The 17,752-nt window shown below is 70.6% G+C and carries 16 protein-coding genes and 1 tRNA gene; 9 read left to right on the forward strand and 8 right to left on the reverse strand.

Going from position 1 to position 17,752, the window contains the following annotated elements; genetic code table 11:
- The coding region (locus FJ694_RS06675) for a DUF3391 domain-containing protein (RefSeq protein ID WP_157265342.1) at positions 1–271 on the reverse strand (271 nt) is incomplete at its 3' end.
- Between the two features lie 123 nt (positions 272–394).
- The gene (locus FJ694_RS06680) at positions 395–841 is read right to left on the reverse strand and encodes an Lrp/AsnC family transcriptional regulator (RefSeq protein WP_157265343.1); all 447 of its coding nucleotides are present in this window, start codon (positions 839–841) and stop codon (positions 395–397) included.
- Positions 842–960: 119 nt separating this feature from the next.
- Between FJ694_RS06680 and FJ694_RS06685 the strand changes: the two genes are divergently transcribed.
- From FJ694_RS06685 to FJ694_RS06710, 6 genes are all read left to right on the forward strand, one after another.
- Positions 961–2,094 (forward strand): saccharopine dehydrogenase family protein, encoded by a 1,134-nt coding sequence (locus tag FJ694_RS06685; protein WP_157265344.1) that lies wholly within the window; start codon positions 961–963, stop codon positions 2,092–2,094.
- A 138-nt stretch (positions 2,095–2,232) separates the two neighbouring features.
- The gene (locus tag FJ694_RS06690; protein ID WP_157265345.1) at positions 2,233–3,054 is read left to right on the forward strand and encodes an IclR family transcriptional regulator domain-containing protein; all 822 of its coding nucleotides are present in this window, start codon (positions 2,233–2,235) and stop codon (positions 3,052–3,054) included.
- Positions 3,055–3,130: 76 nt separating this feature from the next.
- On the forward strand, positions 3,131–4,306 hold the full coding sequence (pobA, locus tag FJ694_RS06695; protein ID WP_157265468.1) for a 4-hydroxybenzoate 3-monooxygenase: 1,176 nt from the start codon (positions 3,131–3,133) through the stop codon (positions 4,304–4,306).
- Between the two features lie 197 nt (positions 4,307–4,503).
- Positions 4,504–4,809 carry an antibiotic biosynthesis monooxygenase family protein gene (locus FJ694_RS06700; protein WP_157265346.1) on the forward strand — a complete coding sequence of 102 codons (306 nt, stop codon included), beginning with the start codon at positions 4,504–4,506 and terminating at the stop codon, positions 4,807–4,809.
- A gap of 167 nt (positions 4,810–4,976) precedes the next feature.
- Positions 4,977–6,065 (forward strand): Fic family protein, encoded by a 1,089-nt coding sequence (locus tag FJ694_RS06705; RefSeq protein WP_157265347.1) that lies wholly within the window; start codon positions 4,977–4,979, stop codon positions 6,063–6,065.
- Positions 6,066–6,532: 467 nt separating this feature from the next.
- The gene (locus tag FJ694_RS06710) at positions 6,533–9,277 is read left to right on the forward strand and encodes an ATP-binding protein (RefSeq protein WP_157265348.1); all 2,745 of its coding nucleotides are present in this window, start codon (positions 6,533–6,535) and stop codon (positions 9,275–9,277) included.
- A gap of 25 nt (positions 9,278–9,302) precedes the next feature.
- Here FJ694_RS06710 and FJ694_RS06715 read toward each other — a convergent pair whose 3' ends face one another.
- The 6 genes from FJ694_RS06715 to rsmB all read right to left on the reverse strand — a co-directional run bounded on the left by FJ694_RS06715 (position 9,303) and on the right by rsmB (position 15,444).
- Positions 9,303–10,211 (reverse strand): AEC family transporter, encoded by a 909-nt coding sequence (locus tag FJ694_RS06715; RefSeq protein WP_157265349.1) that lies wholly within the window; start codon positions 10,209–10,211, stop codon positions 9,303–9,305.
- Positions 10,212–10,278: 67 nt separating this feature from the next.
- Positions 10,279–10,354, reverse strand: a tRNA-Phe gene (locus tag FJ694_RS06720).
- A gap of 62 nt (positions 10,355–10,416) precedes the next feature.
- Positions 10,417–11,088 (reverse strand): response regulator, encoded by a 672-nt coding sequence (locus FJ694_RS06725; protein ID WP_157265350.1) that lies wholly within the window; start codon positions 11,086–11,088, stop codon positions 10,417–10,419.
- Positions 11,089–11,132: 44 nt separating this feature from the next.
- Entirely contained in the window at positions 11,133–13,451 is a 2,319-nt protein-coding gene (locus FJ694_RS06730) for a sensor histidine kinase (RefSeq protein WP_157265351.1), read from the reverse strand.
- 32 nt (positions 13,452–13,483) lie between these two features.
- Positions 13,484–14,122, reverse strand: coding sequence for a DUF4390 domain-containing protein (locus tag FJ694_RS06735; RefSeq protein ID WP_232539927.1), 639 nt, complete (start codon positions 14,120–14,122; stop codon positions 13,484–13,486).
- Positions 14,119–15,444: a 16S rRNA (cytosine(967)-C(5))-methyltransferase RsmB gene (gene rsmB, locus FJ694_RS06740; protein WP_232539928.1), complete on the reverse strand. Its 1,326-nt coding sequence runs from the start codon at positions 15,442–15,444 to the stop codon at positions 14,119–14,121. The genes FJ694_RS06735 and rsmB overlap by 4 nt, the downstream gene beginning before the upstream one ends.
- A 119-nt stretch (positions 15,445–15,563) precedes the next feature.
- Between rsmB and folE the strand changes: the two genes are divergently transcribed.
- From folE to FJ694_RS06755, 3 genes are read left to right on the forward strand one after another with little or no spacing between them, the layout of a single operon-like run.
- Positions 15,564–16,280, forward strand: coding sequence for a GTP cyclohydrolase I (folE, locus tag FJ694_RS06745; RefSeq protein WP_157265352.1), 717 nt, complete (start codon positions 15,564–15,566; stop codon positions 16,278–16,280).
- Positions 16,281–16,322: 42 nt separating this feature from the next.
- Positions 16,323–16,748: a BLUF domain-containing protein gene (locus tag FJ694_RS06750; RefSeq protein WP_157265353.1), complete on the forward strand. Its 426-nt coding sequence runs from the start codon at positions 16,323–16,325 to the stop codon at positions 16,746–16,748.
- A 24-nt stretch (positions 16,749–16,772) separates the two neighbouring features.
- The gene (locus tag FJ694_RS06755; RefSeq protein WP_157265354.1) at positions 16,773–17,207 is read left to right on the forward strand and encodes a DUF29 domain-containing protein; all 435 of its coding nucleotides are present in this window, start codon (positions 16,773–16,775) and stop codon (positions 17,205–17,207) included.
- The last annotated feature ends 545 nt before the right edge of the window (positions 17,208–17,752 follow it).

Raw genomic sequence — 17,752 nt, forward strand, 5'->3', positions numbered from 1 at the left:
CCTCCGGGCTCGGCGCCCGCTGCGCCGCGGCCGCGGCCTGGGCCGCGGCGGCGGCGGCCGCCGCGCTGGCCGCCTCGTGCTCGGGCCGGTGGCTGCGCGCGGGGTCCCAGCGCACGCGCTCCAGGCCCAGCTCGCGCAGGGTGTCGATCTGCGCCTGGCTGCTGATGACGAAGCTGTTGAGCGGAAAGGGGTGCGCGATCCAGCTCAGCTCCAGCTGGATGAACATGCCCGGCCGCAGATCGCGGACGTCGATGGTGTCTGAAGGCGTCATCGCAACGGACCGCGCGCGCCCGGCGGGCGCCGCAGACGGTCTGGTCCTGTCTCGATCGATGTCGGCAATGCAAAAGGAAACTTAAGGATAGTTACAAACGGGCGTGCGCCCGCTTGCCGCGCGTCAAACCCGGCGCTGGATGCGTGTAGAAAGCACGATGGCCGAGGTGGTGCGCTCCACGCCGTCGAGCGCGCCGATGCGGTCGATGAGCGCGTCGAGCTCGCCGATGGAGCCGGCGGCCAGCACGGCGATGAAGTCGAAGGGGCCGCTGACCGAGTGCAGCAGCCGCAGCTGCGGCACGCGCCGCAGCGCCGCCTCGATGGCGCCGCCCTGCTTGGGCGCGGCCGTGATCAGCACGTGCGCCTGCACCAGCGGCCCCTCGGCCTCCTCGTTGACGACCACCGTGTAGCCCGAGATCACGCGCCGGCGCTCCAGCCGCTGCAGCCGGCTCTGCACCGTGGTGCGCGACAGGCCGAGCTGGCGGCCTAGTTCGGCGGTGCTGGCGCGCGCGTTCTCGCGCAGCAGCGCCAGCAGCGCGCGGTCCACCTCGTCGAGGGATTCGTCGGCCATGCGCCGATTCTGGCCGTCAAAACGCCGAAACAGCCACGGCATGTCGTCGCGTTGTGGGCTGCACGCTGCAACGCCGCGGGCCACCATCCCCCCACAGGACCACTCTCCAGGAGGTTGCGATGAAGGACATCCTCGTGCTCGGTGCCGGCCGCGTCGGCAAGGTGGCGGCGCAGCTGCTGGCCGATTCGGGCGACTACGTCGTGACGCTGGCGGACCGCCACCCCGGCGCGCTGCAGGACTTCGGCCCGGCCTCGCTGCGCCGGCACACGCTGCAGCTCGATGCCGGCGACACCGCGGCGCTGGCCGCCGCGCTGCAGGGCCGCTTCGCCGTGCTCAATGCCTTTCCCTTCGACTGCGCCGCCACGGTCGCCGCGGCCGCGCGCGCGCAGGGCGTGCACTACCTGGACCTGACCGAGGACGTGGCCGCCACGCGCCGCATCAAGGCACTCGCGGCCGACGCGCCCTGCGCCTTCATCCCGCAGTGCGGGCTGGCGCCGGGCTTCGTCTCCATCGCCGCGGCCGACCTAGCGCGGCGCTTCGAGCGGCTGGAGAGCCTGCGCCTGCGCGTCGGCGCCCTGCCGCTCTACCCCAGCAACGCGCTGGACTACAACCTGACCTGGAGCACCGAGGGGCTGATCAACGAGTACATCCAGCCCTGCGAGGCCATCGTCGACGGGCGCCGCGCCGAGGTCGCCGCGCTGGAGGGGCTGGAGCAGTTCAGCCTGGACGGCGTGCGCTACGAGGCCTTCAACACCTCCGGCGGCCTGGGCACGCTGTGCGAGAGCTTCGAGGGCCGCGTGCGCGAGCTCAACTACCGCAGCATCCGCTACCCCGGCCACGGCGCGCTGATGAAGGCGCTCCTCAACGACCTGCGCCTGCGCGAGCGCCCGGCGCTGTTCAAGGAGATCCTGGAGCACGCCATTCCCGGCACCGAGCAGGACGTGGTGGTGATCTTCGTCACCGCCACCGGCTGGCGCGACGGCCGCCTGGCCCAGCACAGCCTCTCGCGCCGCGTGCCCGGGCGCTGGCGCGCGCACGAGCCGCGCAGCGCCATCCAGCTCACCACCGCCGGCAGCGCCTGCGCCGTGCTCGACCTGCTGGCCCAGGGCCGGCTGCCGCAGCAGGGGTTCATTTGCCAGGAACAGATCCTGTTGCAGGAGTTCCTGACGAACCGCTTCGGCAGCATCTACGCCGACACCGGCGCCGACGACGCGGCGCCGGAAACGCCCTCGCCGCTGCCGCTGGCCGCTTGACCCAAAGCATGTGCGCATGGCGCACAAACCCGTTCCGCGCCCGGCGACAGCGCGGAACGGAGTGCCTACATTCCGGACACTGAATCAACTGCATGACGCCGGCCGAAGCCGCCGGCGCAGCGTCCGGAGACAACGCCCATGGCCGCCCGCCGGTCCCTCATCCCGCCCGACACGTCCGCGCCGGACGCCGCCGCCGAGGCCCCGGCCGCGCGCGACCGCGACCGCGTCGCTGCGCTGGAGAAGGGGCTGCAGGTCATCGAGGCCTTCGATCAGGAGCGCCCGCGCCTGACCATCAGCGAGGTGGCCGAGCGCACGGGCCTGACGCGCGCCGCCGCGCGCCGCTACCTGCTGACGCTGTGCGAGCTGGGCTTCGCCAGCCAGGACCGCAACCTCTTCGCGCTCACGGCCAAGGTGCTGCGCCTGTCGCAGAGCTACATGCACTCGGCGCGGCTGCCGCGCATCGTGCAGCCGGAGCTGATGAAGCTGTCGCACGCGCTCAAGGAGGCGTCCTCGGCCGGCGTGCTCGACGGCAGCGACGTCCTCTGCGTGGCCGCCACCAGCGCCGGCCGCGTCATCTCCAGCACGCTGCAGCCGGGCACGCGCGTGCCGGCCTGGTGCACCGCCAACGGCCGCGTGCTGCTGTCGGCCTGGCCGCAGGAGGCCGTGCGCGCCTGGATCGCGCAGCAGTCGCTGCAGCCGCGCACCGCCCAGACCGTGACCGACCCCGAGGCGCTGGCCGCCGAGATCGAGCGCGTGCGCGCCCGGGGCCATGCCGCGGTGGACCAGGAATTCGAGCCCGGGCTGCGCACCGTGTCGGTGCCGCTGCTGGACTACCGCGGCCAGACGGTGGCCGCGCTCAACGTCAGCGTCCATGCCTCGCGCATGGAGCTGCACGAATTGCAGGAGGCGGCCTTGCCGCCCCTGCGCCAGGCCCAGGCGCACCTGCGCCAGATCCTGTGACGCCGCGCCTTCCGCCCCTGCCCCCGCATCACCCCCCTGACACCCACACGAAGGAGACAAGACCATGACACGCACCCTGCGCACCCAGGTCGCCATCGTCGGCGCCGGCCCCTCGGGCCTGCTGCTGGGCGCCCTGCTCCACAAGGCCGGCATCGAGGCCGTCGTCATCGAGCAGCGCAGCGCCGACTACGTGCTGGGCCGCATCCGCGCCGGCGTGCTGGAGCAGGTCACCGTGGACCTGCTCGACGAGGCCGGCGTGGGCGAGCGCATGCACGCCGAGGGGCTGCCGCACGACGGCTTCGAGCTGTCCTTCGGCGACCGCACGCACCGCATCGACCTGCATGCGCTGACCGGCAAGCGCGTCATGGTCTACGGCCAGACCGAGGTCACGCGCGACCTGATGCACGCCCGCGCCGCCGCCGGGCTGCAGACTTTCTATGAGTCCCAGGGCGTCAGCGTCCACGACTTCGACGGCACGAAACCCTGCGTGCGCTTCACGGGCACCGACGGGCAGCCCGTGGAAGTCCAGGCCGACTTCATCGCCGGCTGCGACGGCTTCCACGGCGTGTGCCGCGCCAGCGTCCCCGGGGGCGCCATCACCAACTTCGAGAAGGTCTACCCGTTCGGCTGGCTGGGCATCCTGGCCGACGTGCCGCCGGTGTCGCACGAGCTGATCTACGCCAGCGCCGACGCCGGCTTCGCCCTGTGCAGCATGCGCAGCAAGACGCGCAGCCGCTACTACGTGCAGTGCTCGCTGGCCGACAAGGTCGAGGAATGGAGCGACGACGCGTTCTGGGCCGAGCTCAAGCGCCGGCTGCCCGCGCACGTGGCGGCGCAGGTGACGACCGGGCCGTCGATCGAGAAGAGCATCGCCCCGCTGCGCAGCTTCGTCGCGGAGCCGATGCGCTTCGGGCGCCTCTTTCTGGCCGGCGACGCCGCGCACATCGTGCCGCCCACGGGGGCGAAGGGCCTGAACCTGGCGGCCACGGACGTGGGCTACCTCGCGCGCGGCCTGGCCGAGTTCTACCGCGGCAGCGAGGCCGGCATCGACGCCTACTCCGAGCGCTGCCTGCGCCGCATCTGGAAGGCCGAGCGCTTCAGCTGGTGGTTCACGAGCCTGATGCACAAGCTGCCCGACAACGGGCCCTTTGGCGCGCGCGTGCAGCAGGCCGAGCTCGACTACCTGTGCGGCTCCGAGGCGGCGCAGCGCGCGCTGGCCGAGAACTACGTCGGGCTGCCGATGGAAGCCTGAAGCCGGGTTTTCCGTTCGTCCTGATGCTTCGATACCTCAGCACAGGGCGCGCCCTGCGGGCGCGTCGAAGGATGAACGGCCCAAGCCGTGATGCCGCCATCGGTGCCACGGCGGACGGCGACAATGAGAACGGGCGCCCCGCGGGGCGCCCGTTCTTCATTTCCCCGCGACAAACGCACCCACCGGAGACATCCCCCGTGATCCTCGAACTGGTTGACATCCGCATCCACCCAGGCCAGCAGGCCGCCTTCGACGAGGCCGTGCAGCGCGGCCTGTCCACCGTGATCGGCCCGTTCCCGGGCTGCCGCGGCTGGAAGGTGAACAAGGGGATCGAGTCCCCCGAGCGCTACGTCGTGCAGATCTTCTGGGACACGCTGGAGGACCACACCGTGCGCTTCCGCGGCTCGGAGGCCTTCGCCGCTTGGCGCGCCATCGTCGGGCCGTTCTTCGCGCAGCCGCCCGTGGTCGAGCATTTCGAGTTCGTGGGCAAGAGCGAGGGATAAAAGTGCCTTGGCGGAGGCATGCCAGCGTGGACGTGTATAGAAAACTTGCTTTTTCTATGCACGTTGGTTTGGGCGTGCATAGGAAACCGGCTTTTTCTATACACGTTGCACAGCACGTGCACAGAAAACCGTGTCTTTGATGCACGTTCGCAAGGTGCAGAACCGCAATGACCCAGCTTCCACCGCTTGAAACCTTGGATGCCAGCCGCTTTGACCGGCCAGACATTCTCAAGCAGCTCATGCTTGCCAGCCGCTACCTGGCGGAACTCAAGGGCGTGGCGGCCTCCATTCCGCACCAGGGCATCCTGATCAACACGCTGGGCATGCAGGAGGCCAAGGACAGCTCGGCCATCGAAAACATCGTCACCACGCACGACGAGCTGTTCAAGGATGACGCCTTTCCCGAGGCTGCCGTGAACCCGGCCGCCAAGGAGGTGCTGCGCTACCGGCAGGCGCTGCACGTCGGCTTCAACGCCGTGCGACAGTCCGGGCTCCTCACCGTCAACCACATCCTGGAGATCCAGGCTGAGCTGGAGCGCAACAATGCCGGGCTGCGCCGCCTGCCCGGCACCGCGCTGAAGGACGGCGGCGGGCACACCGTCTACATGCCGCCTCAGGAGCCCGAGCACATCGTTACCCTGATGCGGGATCTGGAGCGTTTCATGAACGACGACGCGCTCTCGCCGCTGGATCCGCTGGTCAAGATGGCGCTGCTACACCACCAGTTCGAGAGCATTCACCCGTTCTACGACGGCAACGGCCGCACGGGGCGCATCCTCAACGTGCTGTATCTGGTGAAGCAGGGCCTGCTCGACATTCCGGTGCTCTACCTCAGCCGCCATATCGTGCGCACCAAGGCGGATTACTACCGGCTGCTGCAGAGCGTGCGCGACGTGGGCAATTGGGAGGACTGGGTGCTGTACGTGCTAACTGCCGTGGAGCGGTGCGCGCGCGAAGGCGTGGTCACTGTCAACGCCATCAAGCGGGCGCTGCTGGACACCAAGCACCGCATCCGCGAACAGCATCGCTTCTACAGCCAGGACCTGATCAACAACCTGTTCACTCACCCGTACACCAAAATCGAATTCATCGAAAGGGATTTGCGCGTATCGCGGGTAACAGCCACCAAATATCTTGACGCATTGACCGACACCGGGTTTTTGCATAAACAGAAAATTGGCAGATCCAATTACTACATCAATATTGCACTCAACGACATCCTGACCGGCGACAGCATGCAAGACAGCCCCAATTGACCAAGTCGATCAAGAATTTCTTTGCCAGTGGCGGCATTCAGCACAAAAACCTTTTTCCATTCCGCTGCCGTGCATGGAAACATCATGACCAAGGGAATGTAACCCTGCATCCTTGCTAATGCAAATCAGCTGCGAACTCCTTTTTAATGCTTTGGCGATGGCTTGGGAAAGGCGACGACGTGGTGCCCCTGATAGAACGCGTCGAACCACAACACCGAGCGCCACCTGCTCTACGTCGCCTGCACCCGGGCCCGGGACCACTTATTGGTCACAGGCGTCAAGCCGGTGTCGGAGTTCCTGGACGACCTGATGGGCACCTGACGGATTCGGGCGAGGGTTGAGGCGCCGCCGCGGCGTGAAATCGTGCCGTGAAGACCCGGCGGGCCGTGAGGGCAGCGCGTCTAGACTGAGGCGCGCATTACACGCCCTCACACCTTGCGGTCGGATCTTTCGGGCCGTCGTCGCCCATGCCCGATCCCGCCGTTGCCGCCGCCCCCGACGCCTCCCCGGCCGCCACGCCGCCTGAAGAAGAAGCCGCGCCCGGGCCGCGCGGCGGCCCGGGGCTGCGCACGCTGGTGACGCTGCTGGTGTTCGTGCTGAGCACGCTGCTGGCCGTGCCGCTGGCGGCGCTGCGCGGCTCGCAGATCGAGGCCGAGGCGCAGGCCCGGGCCGGGGCGCTGAACCGCACCCAGGCCCAGGGCGTGGCGGCGGCCATCGACGCCGACCTGGGCCGCTTCGGACGCCAGCTGCAGGCGCAGGCCGCGCTCATCGAGCGCACCGGCGCGCTGCGCCAGCCGGCGCTGCTGCAGGCGCTCATGGACAGCGTGCAGGCCATGCCCAGCTATGCCTGGGCCGGCGTCACCGATGCCGACGGCCGGGTGCTGGCGGCGCTGGACGGGCTGCTGGTCGGCGTGGACGTGTCGGCGCGCGACTGGTGGCAGGCCGGGCGCGACGCCCTGCACTACGGCGACGTGCACGAGGCCCGGCTGCTGGCCGGGCTGCTGCCGGCGCTGCCTTCGGGCGAGCCCTGGCGCTTCATCGACATCAGCGTGCCGCTGCAGGGCGCGGCGCGGCAGGGCGCAGGCGTGCTGGCGGTGCACCTGTCCTGGCCCTGGCTGCGCGAGCGCATCGCGCTGTTTGCCGGCACGGCGCCGGCGGCGCCGCAGGCGCAGCTCTTCATCGCCGGCCCGGACGGGCGCCAGCGCCTGGGCCCCGGCGGCGAGATCGGCGACGCGCTGCCCACGCCGCCGGCCGAGGGCGGCGAAGGCTGGGGCGTGCTGACCTGGCCCGACGGCCGGCGCTACGTCACCGCCTGGGCCGCCGGCCGCGGCAGCCCGCCCTACGCCGGCCTGGGCTGGATGCTGCTGGTGCGCACCCCGCTGGACACGCTGGAGGCGGCCAGCGCGGGCGCGCGGCACTGGCTCTGGGGCACGGCGGCGCTGGCGGTGGCGGCGGCCACCGCGCTGGCCTGGGTGCTCACCACGCTGTGCCTGCTGCCGCTGGCGCAGTTCATCGAGCGCGCCCGCGGCATCGCCGCCGGCGCCGCGCCGCTGCCGCCGCCGCGCTGGCTGCCGGCGGAGTTCGCGCGGCTGCACGCCGTGGTGCTGGCGCTGCTGGCGCAGCTGCGCCAGAAGGAGTCGGCGCTGCAGGCCTCGCTGGAGCAGGCGCGCGGCAGCCTGGCCAACGTCGGCCGCGCGCTGCCCGGCGTGCTGTTCACGCGCGTGCAGCGCGGCGCGCAGATGCGCTACAGCTACGTCAGCGAATCGGCCCTGCACTACCTGGGCGTAAGCCGCGAGGCGCTGCTGGCCGACCGCGGCGGCACGCTCTGGCTCAGCCGCGTGGACGAGGCCGACGCGCGGCGCATCCGGCCGCTGCTGCAGCGCACCCTCGACACCGGCGAGCCGCTGACGCTCACCTGCCGCGTGCGCGGCGGCGACGGCTGCTGGCGCACGCTGCAGGCCACGCTGGTGCCGCGCGAGGGCGGCGGCGCGGCGCAGCAGGTGTTCGACGGCATCGCGCTCGACATCTCGGCGCTGGTGGAGGCGCGCACCCAGGCGCTGCGCGCCGGCGAGGCCAAGGAGCGCTTCCTGGCCACCGTCAGCCACGAGCTGCGCACGCCGCTCAACGGCATCCTGGGCTTCGCGCAGCTGCTCGAAGGGCGGCTGGAGAAGGACGAGGACCGCCAGTGCGCCGCCCACATCCGCCAGGCCGGGCGCAACCTGCTGCGCATCGTCAACGACGTGCTCGACCTCTCCAAGATCGAGGCCGGGCGCCTGGAGCTGGAGCAGCTGCCGCTGCGCGTGGACGAGGTGGCGCAGGCCTGCTGTGAGCTCTTCGCCGCCGACGCCGCGGCCAAGGGCGTGGCGCTGGCGCTGGAGCTGCCCCACGAGCCGCTGCCGACGCTGCTGGGCGACGCGCTGCGGCTGCAGCAGGTGCTGGTGAACCTGCTGTCCAACGCCGTGAAGTTCACGCCGCACGGGCACGTGGCGCTGGCCGTGCGCGCCGCGGGCGAGGACGGCCACGGGCGGCTGGCACTGGAGTTCGAGGTGCGCGACAGCGGCATCGGGCTGACGCCGCAGCAGCTGCAGCGGCTGTTCGAGCCCTTCGGCCAGGCCGAGGCCTCGACGGCGCGGCGCTTCGGTGGCACGGGGCTGGGGCTGTGGATCAGCCGCCGCCTGGTGCAGGCCATGGCGGGCGAGATCGCGGTGGACTCCACGCCCGGCCAGGGCACGGCGGTGCGGCTGCGCATCCCCTTCGAGCCGGCGGCGGGCACCGGCAGCGGCACCGCGCCGACGGCCGGCGCGCCGGACGGCGTGCGGCCGCTGCGCGTGCTGGTGGTGGACGACGTGGCGCTCAACCGCGAGGTGCTGCGCGCGCTGCTGCAGCTGCGCGGCCACCATGTGGAGGAAACCGACGGCGGCCAGGCCGCGGTGCGGCGCGTGGCCGCGGGCGGCGTGGACCTGGTGCTGATGGACATGGAGATGCCCGGCCTCGACGGGCTGCAGGCCGCGCGCGCCGTCCGCGCGCTGCCTGGCGCGGCGGCGCGCACCCCGGTGTGGGCGCTCAGCGGCCGCACTTTCGGCCACGACGTGGCCCAGGCCCGCGCCGCCGGCATGGACGGCCACCTGGGCAAGCCGGTGGACGTGGCCGTGCTCGACGCGGTGCTGGCGCAGGCGCTGCAGGCGCGCGCGCAGCGCGAGGCTCAAGCCTGAGCCGGAACCCGGCCCGGCGCTGAAGTCACGCCTTCGCCCCGGCCAGCCACAGCAGCGCCGGCGCCAGCAGCACCGCCGCGAGGGTGGAGACCAGCACGCCGCCGGCGGTGGTCTCGCCGTGGGGCGTGAGGCGCTCGGCGTAGAGGTAGCTGGCCACGGCCACCGGCATGGCCAGCTGCAGCAGCATCACGCCCGCAGCCAGCGGCGGCAGGCCCAGCAGCGCGCCCACGGCCAGGCCCGCGAGCGTGCCCGCCACGAGCCGGATGCCGCCCAGCCGCGCGCCCTGGCGCAGGCTGCCGCGCGACACCGTCACCAGCGCGTAGCCCAGGCTCAGCAGCATCAACGGCACCGTCATCGAGCCCACCAGCCGCGCGCTCTCCAGCACCGGCATGGGCACCGACCAGCCGCCGGCGCGCAGCGCCACCGCGGCGGCCACGGCGTAGAGTACGCCGCGCGGCATGCGCGTGCGCTGCGCCGACGAGCGCGTGAGCGTCCACACGCCCACGGTGTGCTGGCAGATGGAGGTGACGGCGAAGGCCGCCACCGCGATGGCCAGCCCTTCCGGGCCGAAGGCCAGCTGCGCCAGCGGCAGCCCCAGGTTGCCGGCATTGGGCAGCACCGCCGCGGGCAGCAGCGCCAGCACCGGCAGGCTCATCAGCCGCAGCGCCAGCGCCGCCATGGCCGCGGCCAGCGCCAGGCCCAGCACCGTGGCGGCACCGGCCTGCAGCAGCGCGGGGCCGGAGAGCGGCGTGCTCAGCAGCGTGTGGAAGACCAGCGCCGGCGTGGCGAAGTGGGCCGCCAGCACCGAGATGAACTCGCCGGGAAACGGCTTCTTCTTCCAGGCCCAGAAGGATCCCACCGCGGCGCAGGCCACCACCGGCAGCAGCAGCGCGGCAATGCGCAGGTAGAGGGCCAAGCCGTCGAGGAGGGTCATGCGCGGCAAAAGTGAAGGCAAAGAAAAAAGCCCCGTGCATCGCTGCGCGGGGCTTTTTTCTTTCATCTGGTGGCCAAGGGCGGAATCGAACCACCGACACGCGGATTTTCAATCCGCTGCTCTACCAACTGAGCTACTTGGCCGTGAAGCTGCGCATTCTAGCACAGCATTTTTTGCAATCCCACTGTCGGGTGAAAAAACTTTTTCAGGCGCCGCCGCGCTTGTTGCGCGAGAGGTCGACGCCCAGCTGCTTGAGCTTGCGGTAGAGGTGCGTGCGCTCCAGGCCGGTCTTCTCGGCCACGCGGGTCATGGAGCCGTTCTCCTTGGCCAGGTGGAACTCGAAGTAGGTCTTCTCGAAGGCGTCGCGCGCCTCGCGCAGCGGGCGGTCGAGCTCGAAGCTGAACTCGCTGCTGAGCGCGCCGCCCAGGTTCAGCGGCTGCAGCCCGGCGAAGCCGCCGGCCGGGCCGATCGCGCCGTCGGCCGCGGCGTCGGCGCCGGGCGCGCCTGGCGCGCTGGGCTTGGTCAGGCCCTGCTCCACCGCGCGCAGCAGCTTCTGCAGCGTGATGGGCTTTTCCAGGAAGGCCATGGCGCCGTAGCGCGTGGCCTCCACGGCGGTGTCGATGGTGCCGTGGCCGCTCATCATGATCACGGGCATGGTCAGCTGCCCGGTGCTGCCCCATTCCTTGAGCAGCGTCACGCCGTCCACGTCGGGCATCCAGATGTCGAGCAGCACCAGGTCCGGACGCATGCGCTCGCGCATGGCGCGCGCCTGCGCGGCGTTCTCGGCCAGCTCCACGCTGTGGCCTTCGTCCGCCAGGATCTCCGAGAGCAGCGCGCGGATGCCCAGTTCGTCGTCAACAACAAGGATGGTCGCCATGGATGCTCGGTGCGCGCGCGGCCGCCTCACTCAATTTCATTTGATCAGGCAGCCGGCGGGAGGGGGGCCGTTGCGGCCGTCGCGGCAGGCACGGCGGGAGCAGCGGCGAGATTCGAAAATGATAGCGTCACTTGCGCGCCGGCCACCGGGGCGTCCGGGGCCTCGCCGCCGCCGCGGTTGGCGATGCGCACGCGCGCACCGTGCTCGTCGGCGATCTTCTTGACCACCGCCAGCCCCAGCCCCGTGCCCTTGGTCTTGGTCGTGACGTAGGGCTCGAAGGCGCGCTTGAGCACCTTGTCGGCAAAGCCCGGCCCGTTGTCCAGGATGCGCAGCCGCACCCCGCGCGGCGCGCCCTGCTCGCCGGGCTGCACTTCCGTGAACAGCTGCACGCGGCCGTCGCTCTTGTCGGCCACGGCGTCCAGCGCGTTCTGCAGCAGGTTGTGCACGACCTGGCGCAGCTGCGTGGCGTCGCCCTGGATCCACGGCAGCGCCGGCGCGAACTGCACCGCCAGCCGCCCCTGCTCCACCGCGTGCCCGTAGAGCGCCAGCACCTCGGCCACCAGCGCGTTCAGGTCCAGCGGCGCCAGCCGTGCCGAGGGCAGCCGCGCGTAGTCGCGGAACTCGTTGACGAGCTGCTTCATGGCCTGCACCTGCGTCACGATGGTGCCCACCGCGCGCACCAGCAGCGCCTGGTCGTTGCCTTCGAGCTTGGCTTCGAGCCGGTGCTGCAGCCGCTCGGCCGAGAGCTGGATGGGCGTGAGCGGGTTCTTGATCTCGTGCGCCAGGCGCCGCGCCACCTCGGCCCAGGCGGCCGAGCGCTGCGCCGACACGACCTCGGAGATGTCGTCGAACACCACCAGCCGCGCCTCCAGCGGCAGCGTGGCGCCGCGCACCAGCAGCGTCTGCACGTCGGGCTGCTCGGGACGGTCGGCGGCGGCATCGCCGCGGCGCTCGAAGGCGTCCTGCCACTGCCCGCGCTCGCCGGCCTCGGGGCTCTCGGCCAGCAGCTCGAAGCGCTGCCACAGCGCGTGCGCGAACTCCTCCAGCCCCGGCACCGCCTCCAGGCGCTGGCCGCGGCACGCCTCCAGCGGCGCCTTGAGGATGCGCGTGGCGCCGGGGTTGACGGTGTCGATGCGGCGCTCGGCGTCGAAGACGATGACGCCGGCGGTCATGTTGTCGAGAATGGTCTGCAGCCGCGTGCGCGCGCGCTCCAGCTCGGTGACGCCGGCCTGCGCCTGCGCGCGCGCGTCGGCGAGCTGCTGCGTCATGTCGGCAAAGGAGCGCGTGAGGCCGCCGAGCTCGTCGCGCGAGGGGAACACCTGCTTGGCGCCCAGGTCGCCGGCAGCCACCTGCCGCATGCCCTGGGCCAGCAGCAGCAGCGGGCGCGCGAGCTGGTGGCCCAGCGCCACGGCCAGGCCCACGGCGCCAAAGACGGCCAGGATCAGCGTGAGCGTGAGCGTGCCGATGTACATGCGCCGCAGGCCCTCGCGCGCCAGCGCGCGCTGCTGGTACTCGCGGTAGGCGGCCTGCACCGCCAGCGCCTGCGCCGTGAGGTTGGGCGGCAGCGGCCGCACGGTCATGAGGAACTGGTCGTCGCCGGACAGGCGCAGGTCGGTGCGCGGCACCGGGGCGAGCGCGCGCACCAGCGCCGGCGGCGCGCCGCTGCCGGCGTTGCCCTCGTCGTCCAGGCCCTCGATCTGGCTGGCGGCGCGGCCGCCGCGCGCCTGGCGCAGCAGCGCCGGCGCCGGGCGCGCCGGCGCGATGGCGCTGGAGGTGCCGCCGGCGCTGACCAGCACCTGCCCGTTGGCGCCCACCAGCGCCACCGTCTGCACGGCCAGCTGCTCGCGCAGCCGCTCCAGCACCAGCGCCGCGGGAACGCCCGGCATGTCGTTGAGATGGTCGGCGGCGAACTGGGTCTTGGCCGCGAGGTCGGCCTGCTGGGCGTCGAGCGTGCTGCGCCCAAGCGCCAGGCCGGCATTGAGCGCGCTCTCGACCCGGGCGTCGAACCAGATCTCGATGCTGCGCGAGACGAACTGGTAGCTCACGGTGTAGACCAGCGCCCCCGGCACCACGCCCACCAGCGCGAAGATGCCCGCGAGCTTGAGCAGCAGCCGGCTGCCGAACTTGCCGTGCTTGACGCGCAGCGCCAGCCGTCCGGCGGCGATGAGCAGCGTCAGCGTCAGCAGCGCCAGCACCGCCAGGTTGGCGGCGAAGAGCAGCGTCCAGTGCCGCTCGTAGAAGCTGTCGGCGTCGCCGATGCTGGCGTCGCCGGAGAGCGAGAGCAGGAAGCCCGCCACCAGCGCCACGCCGGTGAGCACCGCCAGTCCCACCAGCACGCTCGTGCGCCGGGCCCTGCTGTTCATGTCCGCCTCCCCGCCGCCAACTTCACGTCACTTCACTGCTGCGCGCCGCCGGCCGCGCCCTCGGGCCGCAGCGTGCGCTCGATGCCCAGCACCCAGTCGGCCTGGTTGCCGATGCCCAGTTGCATCGGCCGCGGCAGCTGCGAGGTGTCGAGCCGCCAGTGCCATTCCACGTAGTAGCGCCCTTCTTCCGCGTCGAGCTGCGCCGGCTCGGCGATGCGCCAGCGCGCGATGCGCGTCATCGACGCCAGCGCCTCGGCCAGGCTGGCGTAGCCCTGGTGCAGCCCGCCCAGGCTCACGCGGTACATGTCCGTGAGCGGCTGGTACGACAGCCGCCACTGCCGCGCCTGGCGCGCCACGCGCTCGTCGCGCCAGTACCAGCGCGGGCGGAACACGGCGGCCTCGGTCTCGAAATAGAGCGGCACGCCGCGCTGCAGCGCGTCCTCCACCGGGCGCGGCAGCGCCACACGCAGCGCGAAGTCCAGCACCAGCGCGCCGTCGGCCTGGCGCCGTACCGCCAGCTCCAGCGGCTCCAGCGCCGCGGCGCGCAGCGGCGCCGGCAGCAGCACGAGCAACAGCAGCAGCAGCGGCAGCACCCGGCGTCCGAGCACCGCGCGGAGCCGGCTGAAGGGCGGGAAAGCGGCGGCGACACGGATCGACGGCAGCGGGATCAAGGCTTGTGCAGCAGCGCGTAATAGAAGCCGTCCCCGGGCGGGACGTCGGCGGGAGAGTCATTGTCGGCCAGGGGCAGCAGGTGGCCGGGCGAGGCGGGGTCGAGCCGTGCGGCGCTGCCGCCCAGCCGTTGCAAAAACGCATCGACCTGCAGCGCGCCCTCGGCCTTGAACAGCGAGCAGGTGGCGTAGAGCAGCCGCCCGCCCGGCTTGAGCAGCGGCCACAGCGCGTCGAGCAGCTCGGCCTGCGTCTTCACCAGCGCCGCGATGTCGGTCGGGCGGCGCAGCCAGCGCACGTCCGGATGGCGCCGCACCACGCCGGAGGCGCTGCACGGCGCGTCGAGCAGGATGGCGTCGAAGAGGGTGCCGTCGTGCCAGTCGGCCACGCGCCGGCCGTCGGCGGCCTTGAGCGTGGCTTTCGCCCCGATGCGCTGCAGCGTCTCGTCCACGCGCTGCAGGCGCTGCGGGTCAGCGTCGAGCGCGGTCAGCTCCAGGTCGGCCAGCTCCAGCAGGTGCGCGGTCTTGCCGCCGGGCGCGGCGCAGGCGTCGAGCACGCGCGCGCCGGCGGGCAGCGGCCCGATGCCCGGGACGCCCACGCCCAGCAGCAGCGGCGCGGCGCGCTGGGCCGAGAGGTCCTGCACCGACACGTCGCCCTGCGCGAAGCCGGGCAGTTGCGTCACCGGCGCGGGCTGCTCCAGCAGCACGGCGTGGGGGCCGATGGCGCGCGCCGCCAGGCCCGCCTCGTCGGCCAGGCGCTGCACGTACCCGGCGGCGTCGCCGCGGCGGGCGTTGACGCGCAGCGTCATGGGCGGGCGCTCGTTGGCCGCGCGCAGCAGCGGCTGCCAGGCCTCGGGCCAATCCTGCCGCACGCGCTCGATCCACCAGGCCGGATGGCTGAAGGCCGCCACCGGGTCGCGCTGCAGGTCGGCGACGAGCTGGTCGCGCTCGCGCCCGAAGCGGCGCAGCACGGCGTTGACGAAGCCGGCGGCCTGGGGCTTGCGGCGGCGCACGGCCTTGACGGCCTCGTCCACCAGCACGTGCGGCGCGTAGTGCTCCGGCGGCCACAGCAGCGCCAGGGCCACGGTGAGCAGCGCATCGACTTCGGGCGGCGGCGCCTTGGGCGCCAGGCGGGCGCGCACGGCCTGCGCGGCGCCGAGGCGGCGCAGCGTCTCGAAGCTCAGCGCCTGGGTGCCGGCGCGGGCCTCGGGCGGGACGGCGGCGAGCACGTCGGTGAGGGAGCGGCCACCGCGCACGGCGGCCAGCGCGTCGGCGGTGTGGGCGAGCAGCCGCGCCAGCGGCAGCGAGGCGGAAGATGGGGAAGGCACGGCAGCGGGCGGCGGCAGGGGACGAAGAGGGGCGGCAGTCTAGTGCGGCGCCTGCACGAACCGCGCTGCCCGACGACAATCCCCCGCTTGGATACCCACGCGCCGCACGGACCCCTTGAATGAACAAGCCCATGACCAGCGACGAACTCCTTGCCGCCAGCGCCTCCGAGCGCATCCGCCAGCGCCTGGAGCGCTCGGGCCGGCGCTTCCACGCCAACGACAACATCTCGGCCTTCATCCGGGAGGGCGAGATCGAGGAGGTCAAGGCCGAGGTCGAGTCGCACCTGAAGAACGTGCTGCGCGCGCTGGTGATCGACACCGACAGCGACCACAACACCAACGACACCGCCAAGCGCGTGGCCAAGATGTTCGTGGACGAGGTGTTCCGTGGCCGCTACGTGCCCGAGCCCAAGGTGACGGAGTTTCCGAACGCCGAGCGGCTGAATGAATTGATGATCGTCGGCCCGATCAAGGTGCGCAGCGCCTGCTCGCACCACCTGTGCCCGATCCTGGGCCGGGTCTGGGTCGGGATATTGCCCAACGAGCATTCCAACCTGATCGGCCTGTCCAAGTACGCGCGGCTGTGCGAATGGGTGATGAGCCGCCCGCAGATCCAGGAAGAGGCCGTGACCATGCTCGCCAACGAGTTGCAGGAGCGGGTGAAGCCCGACGGCCTGGCCCTGGTGATGGAGGCCGACCATTTCTGCATGCACTGGCGCGGCGTGAAGGACGACGAGTCGGTGATGACGAACTCGGTGATGCGCGGCGCGTTCCTGAAGGATTCGAACCTGCGCCGCGAATTCCTGTCGCTGCTGAGCAAGCGCAACAATTTCTGATTCCACGCCGAGCCTGACTCCCAAGCATTCTGGAGAAACTGCATGCTGGTACGCCTGTTGTACGTGAGCCGCGCCAAGGACGGCGTCGGCCCGGAGGAAATCCAGTCGATCGTGCGCACGTCGAAATCTCACAACCCGCCGCAAGGCATCACCGGCGTGCTGTGCTGCACCGGCAACGGTTTATTCGTGCAGGTGCTCGAAGGCGGGCGCGCGGCGGTGAACCAGGTCTACAACAAGATCGTGGCCGACCCGCGGCATTACGACGTGCAGTTGCTCGCCTACGAGGAAACCACCGAGCGGCGGTTTACCGGGTGGAGCATGGGGCAGGTGAATCTGGCGCGGGCGAATCCTTCGCTGCTTTTGAAATATTCGGAGACGACGGCGCTCGATCCTTATTCGATGAGTGGCAAGGTGGTTCTGGCGCTGTTCGAGGAGCTGGCTTGCACGGCGGCGGTGGTGGGGCCGTGACTCGCTTCTGACGGGAGAAGGTTCGTGAATGCCTACGACAAGGACATCGTGGCCTGGGCGAACCAGCAGTCGAAAGCGCTGCGCGACGGCCGCTTTGACCTACTGGACATCGAGCACGTTGCCGAGGAAATCGAGGACGTGGGCCGGAGCGAGCAACGGGAATTCGCTCGACGCTTGGCGGCGCTGCTGACTCACCTGCTGAAATGGCAAGTTCAGCCGGAACGGCGCTGTATCGCCTGGAAAAACATCATTGCCGCGCAGCGTCCGCCGGTGCTGCTGCGCTTGAAACGCACGCCCAGCCTTGAATCCATGCTGAGCAATCCAGGATGGCTGGGCGTAATCTGGATCGATGCGGTTGCTGATGCAGTGGCTGAAACCGGGTTGGCGATGGAAGCGTTTCCGCAGGAATGGTGCTGGTCCGTTGAGGACGTGCTCTCGGACGACTTCTTGCCGGGTTGATTTCCATGCCGGGATCACATGCCGGCACTTGCTAGCTCCCACCCTTGGCGAACAAGGATGGGAGTTAGCGAAAAAATGGCTTGTTCTAGCCACGCTGCGCTGCCTAGTCTCATGGTGCCTCGGTGACGCACACTCAGCTGCAACGGTGTGTGCTCCCGCTCATCGTCGTTTCCACAGCGAAGACAGGTATTTATAGAATCACAAAGAGAGGAGGAAACTACCACCATATCCATGACAATTCTCCCATGACAACTAAATTTTTATCTTCAACAATACAAAATCAATCTCCGCAAACAATGAGATAGGTCCGAAGATGGGTGCAACGCAATGCCTTCGCTGCCAAAAAACCATTCATGGCAACATGCACTCCTGCTTAAACTGTGGCCACCTAAACTCTCATTATAAGCACACAACCGTTAAAGCTAAAAAACTACATCTTTCATCGTAATTGCGACACTTGCGACAGCATCATTTTTTGCGGCAAAGCAAATTAATAGCAAAAACCCGAGTGAAGTTGTCGCCGAGAATAGCGATGCACAATATAA

The organism is Azohydromonas aeria (assembly GCF_009760915.1).
Classification (GTDB): domain Bacteria; phylum Pseudomonadota; class Gammaproteobacteria; order Burkholderiales; family Burkholderiaceae_C; genus Azohydromonas; species Azohydromonas aeria.

Coding starts and splice junctions, on each gene's coding strand:
- FJ694_RS06725 (WP_157265350.1), bottom strand. CDS start 11,088: ATGGCGACCATCCTTGTTGTTGACGACGAACTGGGCATCCGCGCGCTG.
- folE (WP_157265352.1), top strand. CDS start 15,564: ATGAACAAGCCCATGACCAGCGACGAACTCCTTGCCGCCAGCGCCTCC.
- FJ694_RS06685 (WP_157265344.1), top strand. CDS start 961: ATGAAGGACATCCTCGTGCTCGGTGCCGGCCGCGTCGGCAAGGTGGCG.
- FJ694_RS06750 (WP_157265353.1), top strand. CDS start 16,323: ATGCTGGTACGCCTGTTGTACGTGAGCCGCGCCAAGGACGGCGTCGGC.
- FJ694_RS06705 (WP_157265347.1), top strand. CDS start 4,977: ATGACCCAGCTTCCACCGCTTGAAACCTTGGATGCCAGCCGCTTTGAC.
- FJ694_RS06710 (WP_157265348.1), top strand. CDS start 6,533: ATGCCCGATCCCGCCGTTGCCGCCGCCCCCGACGCCTCCCCGGCCGCC.
- FJ694_RS06680 (WP_157265343.1), bottom strand. CDS start 841: ATGGCCGACGAATCCCTCGACGAGGTGGACCGCGCGCTGCTGGCGCTG.
- FJ694_RS06730 (WP_157265351.1), bottom strand. CDS start 13,451: ATGAACAGCAGGGCCCGGCGCACGAGCGTGCTGGTGGGACTGGCGGTG.
- FJ694_RS06690 (WP_157265345.1), top strand. CDS start 2,233: ATGGCCGCCCGCCGGTCCCTCATCCCGCCCGACACGTCCGCGCCGGAC.
- FJ694_RS06715 (WP_157265349.1), bottom strand. CDS start 10,211: ATGACCCTCCTCGACGGCTTGGCCCTCTACCTGCGCATTGCCGCGCTG.